The sequence below is a fragment of the Mycolicibacterium arseniciresistens genome, assembly GCF_030519285.1.
Lineage (GTDB): Bacteria > Actinomycetota > Actinomycetes > Mycobacteriales > Mycobacteriaceae > Mycobacterium > Mycobacterium arseniciresistens.
In genome coordinates this window covers 22418-30744 of record NZ_JAUMSQ010000085.1, presented here as the reverse complement: position 1 = coordinate 30744, position 8327 = coordinate 22418, and the positions used below count along the sequence as shown (strand labels likewise).

The window sequence follows — 8327 nt, the reverse complement described above, 5'->3', positions numbered from 1 at the left end:
GCAACGGTCCGAGCGACTGGCCCGGCGCGAAGCCGGGGACGTCTCCCGGCGGGGCGCCGGTGCGGCCCATCAGGGGCATCAGTGCGAGCGGGTCGTCGGCGGGCAGGCCGGAGGCGTCGCGCGGCATCCCGGGGCCGAGCCCCTGGTAGGCGGCCAGGTGACCGGCTTCGAGCGGTCCGAGTTCGGGTGCGCTTCCGGTGATCGGCGGGAGGTTCACCGGCATCACGCCGGTCGCGTAGCCGGCGGCCCAGCTGAGCACGTTGCGGGCGTAGGCGACGGAGTTGTTGTACCGCAGGATCGCCGTCATCACCTGGGACTGGTCGCGCAGGTTCAGCCCGCCGCTGCAGAGGTAGCGCGCGGCCCCCAGCGAGGCGTCGAAGAGGTTCTGCACCTCGGCCTTGCCGTCGCCGTCGCCGTCGGACTTGTAGCGGGCCCACGTGCCGGGCAGGAACTGCATGGGGCCCATCGCGCGGGCGTAGACCACCCGGTCGGACGTCCGGCTCTGCACGATGACCTCGTTGCCCGCCAGGGTGCCGTCGAGGGCCGGGCCGTAGATCGGCTGCCGTGCGGTGCCGCGGGCGTCGGTGGCGCCGCCGTTGGCGTGCATCGACTCGATCCGTCCGATTCCCGCCAGCAGGTTCCAGCTCACGCCGCAGCCGGGGAAGGACTTCGCCATCATGCGTTCGGCATTGCGGTAGGCGCTCAACGCCATGGCCGGGATGCCGAGGCTGCCCGGCGCGTTGACGACGGCGGCGGGCGGCGGGGCGGACGCCGTCGAGGCGGCGATCCGGTAGTCCCGCGGCGCCATCTTGACCGCGATCACGTTGGGGCCCACGCGGTCTCGGGGAGAAGGCTCGACGGCGGCCAGCGGAGTGACCGCCGAGTCCCGCGTCGGGGTGGCGTCGGGTGCGGAGGCGCCGACGGCGCCGACGAGGATGACCGGTACCAGCACGGCGATACCGAACGCGGGCGAGCCCAAGGCCCGCCCTGCGTGACGTCGCGCGGCCGCGACGGCCGCCCCTCCCCCTATGCGCACTCAACCGTCCTCGGTCCGCGGTGACGTGTGAACCAAGTCACCATACCCATCTCTTGTTACGCGTGTTATCGCATTGGTCCACTGAGGCGTTAACTGGACCGCTTCGCTCGCCGTTCGCTCCCGTCGGGCCTCGTGTCCTTGGCCGAGGCGTCCCCGGCCGGTTCGAGCGCGGCGATCATCTCGCGGATCTCCTCCAGTTCGCGCCTCATGTAATCACGGGTGGCCACCTCGCCCACGGCCAGTCGCAGCGCTGCGAGCTCACGGGCGAGGTACTCGGTGTCCGCCTTGGTCTGGGTGGCTCTGCGACGGTCCTCTTCGAGCGAAACCCGGTCGCGGTTCTCCTGCCGGTTCTGCGCCAGCAGGATCAGCGGCGCGGCGTATGCAGCCTGGGTCGAGAACGCCAGGTTGAGCAGGATGAACGGGTAAGGGTCCCACCGCAGGCCGACCGCGAAGAGGTTCAGCGCGATCCAGATGATCACGATGAGTGTCTGTACGGCGAGATAGCGGCCGGTGCCGAGGAAGCGGGCGAGTTTCTCGCCGTACTGGCCCACGACTTCGCGGTCGAAGTTGAAGGTGAACCGCCGCCGCGAGGACCGCGGGGTGTCCAGCCGGCCGCGCGCCGACGAGTCGCTCATGCGGTTCCCTCGGTGCCGGAGAGCTCCGGTTCGTCGGCACGCTCGCGCCAGTCGTCGGGCAGCAGGTGGTCGAGCACGTCGTCGACCGACACCGCACCGACCAGATGGTTCTCCTCGTCGACCACCGGCCCGCAGACCAGGTTGTAGGCGGCGAAGTAGCGGGTGACCGCAGCGAGGGAGTCCTCGGGGGCCAGGCTCGGCAGGTCGGAGTCGAGGATGCCGCTGACGAGCGCGGCCGGCGGCTCCCGCAGCAGCCGCTGCAGATGCACGCAGCCGAGGTAGTGGCCGGTCGGGGTGGCGGTCGGCGGCCGGGCGACGAAGGCCAGTGACGCCACCGCGGGCGTCAGGTCGGGGTCGCGCACCCGGGCCAGGGCCTCGGCGACGGTGTTGTCGGGCGCCAGCACCACCGGTTCGGAGGTCATCAGACCGCCTGCGGTGTCGGGTGAGTGGCTGAGCAGGCGTCGCACATCCTCGGAATCCTCGGGATCCATCCGGCGCAGCAGCGCCTCCGCGTCGGCAGGCGTCATGGTGCCGAGCAGATCGGCTGCATCGTCGGGATCCATCGCCTCGAGCACGTCGGCGGCGCGGTCGGTCTTCAGGTGGTTGAGCACGTCGGCCTGGTCGTCCTCGGGCAGCTCCTGCAGCACGTCGGCCAGACGTTCGTCGTCGAGCGCCGCGACGAGTTCGTAGCGCCGCTTGGCGGGCAGCTCGCGGATCGCGTCGGCCACCTCGATGGGCCGCTGGCCCTCGAACTGCTCGAGCAGCGACGCCACCCCCTGGTCGGGCATGGCCAGCCCGGACGGCGTCAACCCGTGCACGTTCTGCCAGTCGACGATGTGGATGTTGCTGCGCCTGCCGAGCCTTCGTTGCGGGCGCACCGCGACGCGGGTCACCTTCCAGTCCCTGGTCCTGGTCTGCTCGATGCCCAGATCGACCACCACGACGTCGATTCCGGCGAGTTGGGGCAGGTCGGGATCGTCGACGCGAACCCGGGTCTCGAGCACCTGTCCGAGAACCAGCACCTCGCCCGGGCGCTGCGAGAACTTCCGCAACGACACGTTCCCCGTGTTCAGCGTCGCCGCGCTCGGCTCGATCGCCGTCACCCGCAGGATCGGGACGAAAATCCTTCTGCGGGTGAGCAATTCGACGACCAGGCCCAGTACGCGGGGCTGATGCCGGACGATGCTGATGCTGATCACGACGTCGCGCACCCGGCCGATGGACTCGCCGTCGGGACCGAGCACGGCCATGCCCGCCAGCCGTGCCGCGTAGACCCTGCTCACTGACGCCATGCCTCAAAGGGTAAAGAGTGGACCCGTGCACAACGCATATCGACCCCGCCGAACCTGCCTGTCCGTTCCCGGCAGCAGCGCCAAGATGATCGACAAAGCCAAGGGGCTGCCCGCCGACGAGGTGTTCCTCGACCTGGAGGACGCCGTGGCCGCGGACGCCAAAGCCGACGCCCGGCGGCAGGTGGCGGCCGCCCTGGCAGAGCCGGGATGGTCCGGTCAGCTGCGCGGTGTCCGGGTGAACGACTGGACCACGCCGTGGACCCATGCCGACGTGATCGAGGTGGTGACCGCTGTCGCCGAAGCCGGCGCGACGCTCGATCTCATCGTGCTGCCGAAGGTCACCGACGTGTCCCACGTCCACGCGCTCGACCTGCTGCTGACCCAACTGGAGACCTTGCACGGACTCGACATCGGCGGTATCGGCGTCGAGCCGCAGATCGAGAACGCCCAGGGACTGACCAACATCGACGCGATCGCCGCGGGGCCGCGGGTGCAGGCGCTGGTGCTCGGGCCCGCCGACATGATGGCGAGCCTCAACATGCGCACGCTGGTGGTCGGCGAGCAGCCCGAAGGCTACGACGTGGGCGACGCGTATCACCATGTGCTGATGCGCATCCTGATCGCCGCGCGCACGCACGGGGTCGCGGCGATCGACGGCCCGTTCCTCAAGGTGCGCGACGTCGACGCGTTCCGCCGGGTGGCCGGCCGGTCGGCGGCACTGGGCTTTGACGGCAAGTGGGTGCTGCACCCCGATCAGATCGCGGCGGGCAACGAGATCTTCAGCCCGCGGCAGGCCGACTACGACCACGCCGAGCTGATCCTCGAGGCCTACGAGTGGCACACGTCGCGCGCCGGCGGCGCCCGCGGTGCGGTGATGCTCGGCGAGGAGATGCTCGACGAGGCGAGCCGGAAGATGGCGCTGGTGGTCGCCGCGAAGGGCCGTGCCGCCGGGATGACCCGCACCGGCGCGCGGTTCGAGCCGCCCGCTCAGGCCGGAAGCGCTACGGCGCCCACTGCGGGCTCATGATCACCAGGCCCGCGACGACGATGACGTAGATCGCGTAGAACGCGAGAACCAGGGCGCCGAGGATGACGGCCGTCAGCGCCAGTCCGTGGCCGTCCTGGCCGGTGCGGCGGGTGTCGCGCATCGCGATGACGCCGAGGACCACTCCGACGATCGCCGGTACGCCGCACAGCACGAGGCCCACCGCCGACGCGATCAAAGCGATGATCGCGTTGGTGTTCGTGCCCCGTGGAGGGCCGTACCCGCCGGGCGGGGGATACGCGCCGTAGCCCGGATAGCCGGGATAGCCGGGATAGCCGGGATACGGCGGCTGATGGTTCGGCGTGCCGGCCCGGTGCGCGTCCGGTGGCGGCGGGGAGTTCTCCAGCGACGGGTACTCGACGCCGCGCGAATAGGGTTCCGGGTCGCCGGTCACGCCGAACTCATCATCGCGCCCCAGACGATCAGACTCAGGAACAGCGTGACGCCGCCGACCGCGATGCCCGCGATGGCAAGCCCCTGGCCGCCTTCCTGGTTCTGCTTGGTCTGGTTCAGCGCGACGATGCCGAGCACGATGCCGATGATCGACCCGACGAAGCAGAGCAACCCGACTGCCGAGGCCACCAGCGAGCCGATGGCCAACCCGTTCGTCTTGCCCGCAGGGGCGCCGTAGCCGCCGTAGTAGTCGCCGCCGGGGTAGCCGGTTGGCGCGCCATAGCCGGCGGGCGGGGGGTAGCCGGGCTGCGCCGGATACCCGGGCTGAGCCGGATAACCGGCGGGCGGCGGGTAGCCCCCCGGCGGGGCGTAGCCGCCGGGCGCGGGATAACCCGCGGGCGGCGGGTATTCGCCAGGCCCACTGAAACCGCCACCGGGCGTGGAGTAGCCGCCGGCCCCGTACGGCGGGGGCGGGTAGCCGCCCTGACCCTGGTACGACGGATCCGGGTAGGAGGGCGGCGGGTAGGAGGAACCCGGATAGGCCGGCGGCGGCTGGTCCGGAGGCGAGAAGCCCGGCGGCGGATAGCTCGGAGGAGCGGCGTACGCCGGCGGCAGGTCGGTGGGCTCGGTCGAGGACGGCGCCACGTCGGCCTGCGGGGACTGCTCGATCGGCGGCGCCTCGTAACCGCTGGTCCCGGGCGCCTCGTAGCCGCTCGAAGCCGGCTCGGCGGACCCGGATGGTGACGTCTCGCCTGCGTTCCCGTCCGGATTGGTCATGGGATTCAACCTAGCGCAACACGACCTCCGTTCGTGATCATGTGCACGGCGGGCACCAAGTCGGCCGCCGGGGCGTTGAACCGTTGTGAGAAGGCTGCGACGGAGGCCTTCATGGAGGAGAATGACCACCGATGACGAGCCCATTTTCAGCCGGTCAGACACCCGGCGCGACGCCTGCCAATCCTTCGCCGGTGCGCGGCGGGCCGGCCGCGCTGCCCACCCCTCCGAAGGGCTGGCCGATCGGTTCGTACCCCACCTACGCCGAGGCGCAGCGGGCCGTCGACTATCTGTCCGACCAGTCGTTCCCGGTGCAGCAGGTGACCATCGTCGGGGTCGACCTCATGCAGGTGGAGCGTGTCACCGGCCGGCTCAGCTGGCCGAAGGTTCTCGGCGGCGGCGTGCTCTCCGGCGCCTGGCTGGGCCTGTTCATCGGTCTGATCCTCGGCTTCTTCAGCCCGAGCCCCTTGAGCGCGCTGCTCACAGGTCTGATCGCCGGCGTGTTCTTCGGCCTGATCACGTCGGCCATCCCTTACGCGATGGCTCGCGGCACAAGGGATTTCAGCTCGACGATGCAGCTCGTGGCCGGACGCTACGACGTTCTGTGTGATCCGCAGGGCGCCGAGCGGGGTCGGGATTTGTTGGCCCGCTTGACCATCTGACGCCGGTCCCGGAGCCGTCCGCGAGGGGGCGGCGCAGGTCACGATTACCCGTCGATATCCCGGCACGCGCCGAAAGTGTTGCACATCACGCGCGACTCGCTCTACGGTTTGCGCGCGGGAGGTTCCCGCACCGGAGCCGCCTCGGCGGCGACATCGGATGTGGACGGGAGAGCCGGTGGTGCGCGCTCGGCGGCTATGTGCTGCAGCAGTCGCCGCGCTGTCGACGGCGTCGGTGGTGTCGGCGTGTGGATCGGACGGCGGCGGCAACGTCATCAATCTCTACACCTCGGCTAACGAGCTCGCGACGTTCTCGGCGCTGGCCAAGCGGTGCGAGGAGCAGCTGGACAACGGCTTCTCGATCCGGCAGATCAGTTTGCCGAAGAGCGCTGACGAGCAGCGGCTGCAACTGGCCCGGCGGTTGACGGGCAACGACAAGACGCTCGACATGATGGCCATGGACGTGGTGTGGACGCCCGAGTTCGCCGAGGCCGGCTGGATCGTCCCACTCGCCGATGATCCCGCCGGGATGGCGGAGACCGATGCCACCACCGACACGCTGCCCGGCCCCCTCGAGACGGCGACGTGGGAGGACAAGCTGTACGCGTCGCCGGTCACCACGAACACCCAGGTGCTCTGGTATCGCGCCGATCTCATGCCCGAGCCACCGGCAACGTGGGACGCGATGGTGGCGGAGGCGGGCCGGCTGAAGGCGGCCGGTCAGCCGAGCTGGATTGCCGTGCAGGGCAAGCAGTACGAAGGCCTGGTGGTGTGGTTCAACACGCTGTTGGAAAGCGCGGGCGGACAGGTGCTTTCCGACGACGGCAAGACGGTCACGCTCACCGACACGCCGGAGCACCGAGCCGCGACCGTCAAGGCGTTGCAGACCATCAAGTCGGTTGCCACAGCACCGGGGGCCGATCCGTCGATCACCCAGACCGACGAGAGCACCGCCCGACTGGCGCTCGAGCAAGGCAAAGCCGCACTGGAGGTGAACTGGCCCTTCGTGCTTCCGTCGATGTTGGAGAACGCGGTCAAGGGTGGCGTCGGCTTCCTGCCGCTGAACAAGCGACCGGACCTGACGAGCGCCATCAACGACGAAGGGACGTTCTCGCCCAGCGACGAACAATTCCGCACCGCTTATGACGCCAGCCGCGAGGTGTTCGGGTTCGCGCCCTTCCCGAGGGTCGACCCGAGTAGGCCCGCGAAGGTGACCCTCGGCGGGCTGAATCTCGCCGTCGCCAAGACCAGCCAGCACAAGGCCGAGGCGTTCGAAGTGGTCCGCTGCCTGCGCAGCCCGGAGAACCAGCGTTACACGTCGGTCGAGGGCGGGCTCCCCGCGGTCCGCGCCTCGCTGTACGACGACCCGGCGTTCCAGGCCCGCTACCCGCAGTACGAGATCATCCGCCAACAGCTCATCGACGCCGCGGTCCGGCCGGCGAGCCCGCAGTACCAGGCGGTGTCCACCCGGATCTCGGTCACTCTGGCGCCGATCACCGAGATCGATCCGGAACGCACCGCCGACGAACTCGCCGAACAGGTCCAGAAGGCCATCGACGGGAAGGGGCTCATCCCGTGACGGCCGGAGTGGATTCCGTGGCGACAGCCGACACCGACGACACGAAGTCGGAGCGTCGGCTCGCCTTCCTGCTGATCGCTCCCGCGGTGATCCTGATGCTCGCCGTGACCGCCTACCCGATCGGCTACGCGGTGTGGCTGAGCCTGCAGCGCTACAACCTCGCCACCCCCGACGACACCGAGTTCGTCGGCATCGACAACTACGTCACCGTGCTCACCGACGGTTACTGGTGGACGGCGCTGCTGGTGACCCTGGCGATCACCGTGGTGTCGGTGGCGATCGAGTTCGTACTCGGGATGGCGCTCGCCCTGGTCATGCACCGCACCATCTTCGGCAAGGGCGTGGTGCGCACGGCGGTCCTCGTCCCGTACGGCATCGTCACCGTCGCGGCGTCCTACAGCTGGTACTACGCATGGACGCCTGGCACCGGCTATCTGGCGAACCTGTTGCCGGAGGGCAGCGCGCCGCTGACCGAACAACTGCCCTCTCTGGCGATCGTGGTGCTCGCCGAGGTGTGGAAGACCACGCCGTTCATGGCCCTGCTGCTGCTGGCCGGGTTGGCGCTGGTGCCTCAGGATCTGCTCAACGCCGCGCAGATGGACGGTGCGGGCGCCTGGAAGCGGTTGCTCAAAGTGATTCTGCCGCTGATCAAACCGGCGATCCTGGTGGCCCTGCTGTTCCGCACGCTCGATGCGTTCCGGATCTTCGACAACATCTACGTGCTGACCCAGGGCGCCAACAACACCGGTTCGGTGTCGATCCTCGGCTACGACAATCTGTTCAAGGCGTTCAACATCGGGCTCGGTTCGGCGATCAGTGTGCTGATCTTCCTGTGCGTCGCGCTGATCGCGTTCATCTACATCAAGCTCTTCGGGGCGTCCGCGCCCGGATCCGACGAGGAGAGGCGCTGACGT

General features: G+C 69.5%; 9 protein-coding genes. 4 read left to right on the top strand and 5 right to left on the bottom strand.

Annotated features, from left to right (window positions below; genetic code table 11):
- The 3 genes from Q2100_RS13590 to Q2100_RS13580 form a co-directional block, all read right to left on the bottom strand.
- On the bottom strand, positions 1 to 1036 hold a 1036-nt coding region (locus tag Q2100_RS13590; protein ID WP_302914489.1), incomplete at its 3' end, for a lytic transglycosylase domain-containing protein.
- An 89-nt stretch (positions 1037 to 1125) separates the two neighbouring features.
- On the bottom strand, positions 1126 to 1671 hold the full coding sequence (locus tag Q2100_RS13585) for a DUF1003 domain-containing protein (protein WP_302914488.1): 546 nt from the start codon (positions 1669 to 1671) through the stop codon (positions 1126 to 1128).
- Positions 1668 to 2963 (bottom strand): magnesium transporter MgtE N-terminal domain-containing protein, encoded by a 1296-nt coding sequence (locus tag Q2100_RS13580; protein WP_302914487.1) that lies wholly within the window; start codon positions 2961 to 2963, stop codon positions 1668 to 1670. The genes Q2100_RS13585 and Q2100_RS13580 overlap by 4 nt, the downstream gene beginning before the upstream one ends.
- A 25-nt stretch (positions 2964 to 2988) precedes the next feature.
- Here Q2100_RS13580 and Q2100_RS13575 point away from each other — a divergent pair, with 25 nt between their 5' ends.
- Entirely contained in the window at positions 2989 to 3990 is a 1002-nt protein-coding gene (locus tag Q2100_RS13575; protein ID WP_302914486.1) for an HpcH/HpaI aldolase/citrate lyase family protein, read from the top strand.
- Here Q2100_RS13575 and Q2100_RS13570 read toward each other — a convergent pair.
- Both Q2100_RS13570 and Q2100_RS13565 read right to left on the bottom strand, forming a co-directional pair.
- Entirely contained in the window at positions 3965 to 4402 is a 438-nt protein-coding gene (locus Q2100_RS13570) for a DUF4190 domain-containing protein (protein WP_302914485.1), read from the bottom strand. The genes Q2100_RS13575 and Q2100_RS13570 overlap by 26 nt on opposite strands.
- The gene (locus Q2100_RS13565; protein WP_302914484.1) at positions 4399 to 5178 is read right to left on the bottom strand and encodes a DUF4190 domain-containing protein; all 780 of its coding nucleotides are present in this window, start codon (positions 5176 to 5178) and stop codon (positions 4399 to 4401) included. Before Q2100_RS13565 ends, Q2100_RS13570 begins: the two co-directional genes overlap by 4 nt.
- 131 nt (positions 5179 to 5309) lie before the next feature.
- Between Q2100_RS13565 and Q2100_RS13560 the strand changes: the two genes are divergently transcribed.
- The 3 genes from Q2100_RS13560 to Q2100_RS13550 all read left to right on the top strand — a co-directional run bounded on the left by Q2100_RS13560 (position 5310) and on the right by Q2100_RS13550 (position 8324).
- The gene (locus Q2100_RS13560; RefSeq protein WP_264016264.1) at positions 5310 to 5837 is read left to right on the top strand and encodes a YflT domain-containing protein; all 528 of its coding nucleotides are present in this window, start codon (positions 5310 to 5312) and stop codon (positions 5835 to 5837) included.
- Between the two features lie 178 nt (positions 5838 to 6015).
- Positions 6016 to 7413, top strand: a complete 1398-nt coding sequence (locus Q2100_RS13555; protein WP_302914493.1) for an ABC transporter substrate-binding protein — start codon at positions 6016 to 6018, stop codon at positions 7411 to 7413.
- Positions 7410 to 8324 (top strand): carbohydrate ABC transporter permease, encoded by a 915-nt coding sequence (locus tag Q2100_RS13550; RefSeq protein WP_302914483.1) that lies wholly within the window; start codon positions 7410 to 7412, stop codon positions 8322 to 8324. Before Q2100_RS13555 ends, Q2100_RS13550 begins: the two co-directional genes overlap by 4 nt.
- The last annotated feature ends 3 nt before the right edge of the window (positions 8325 to 8327 follow it).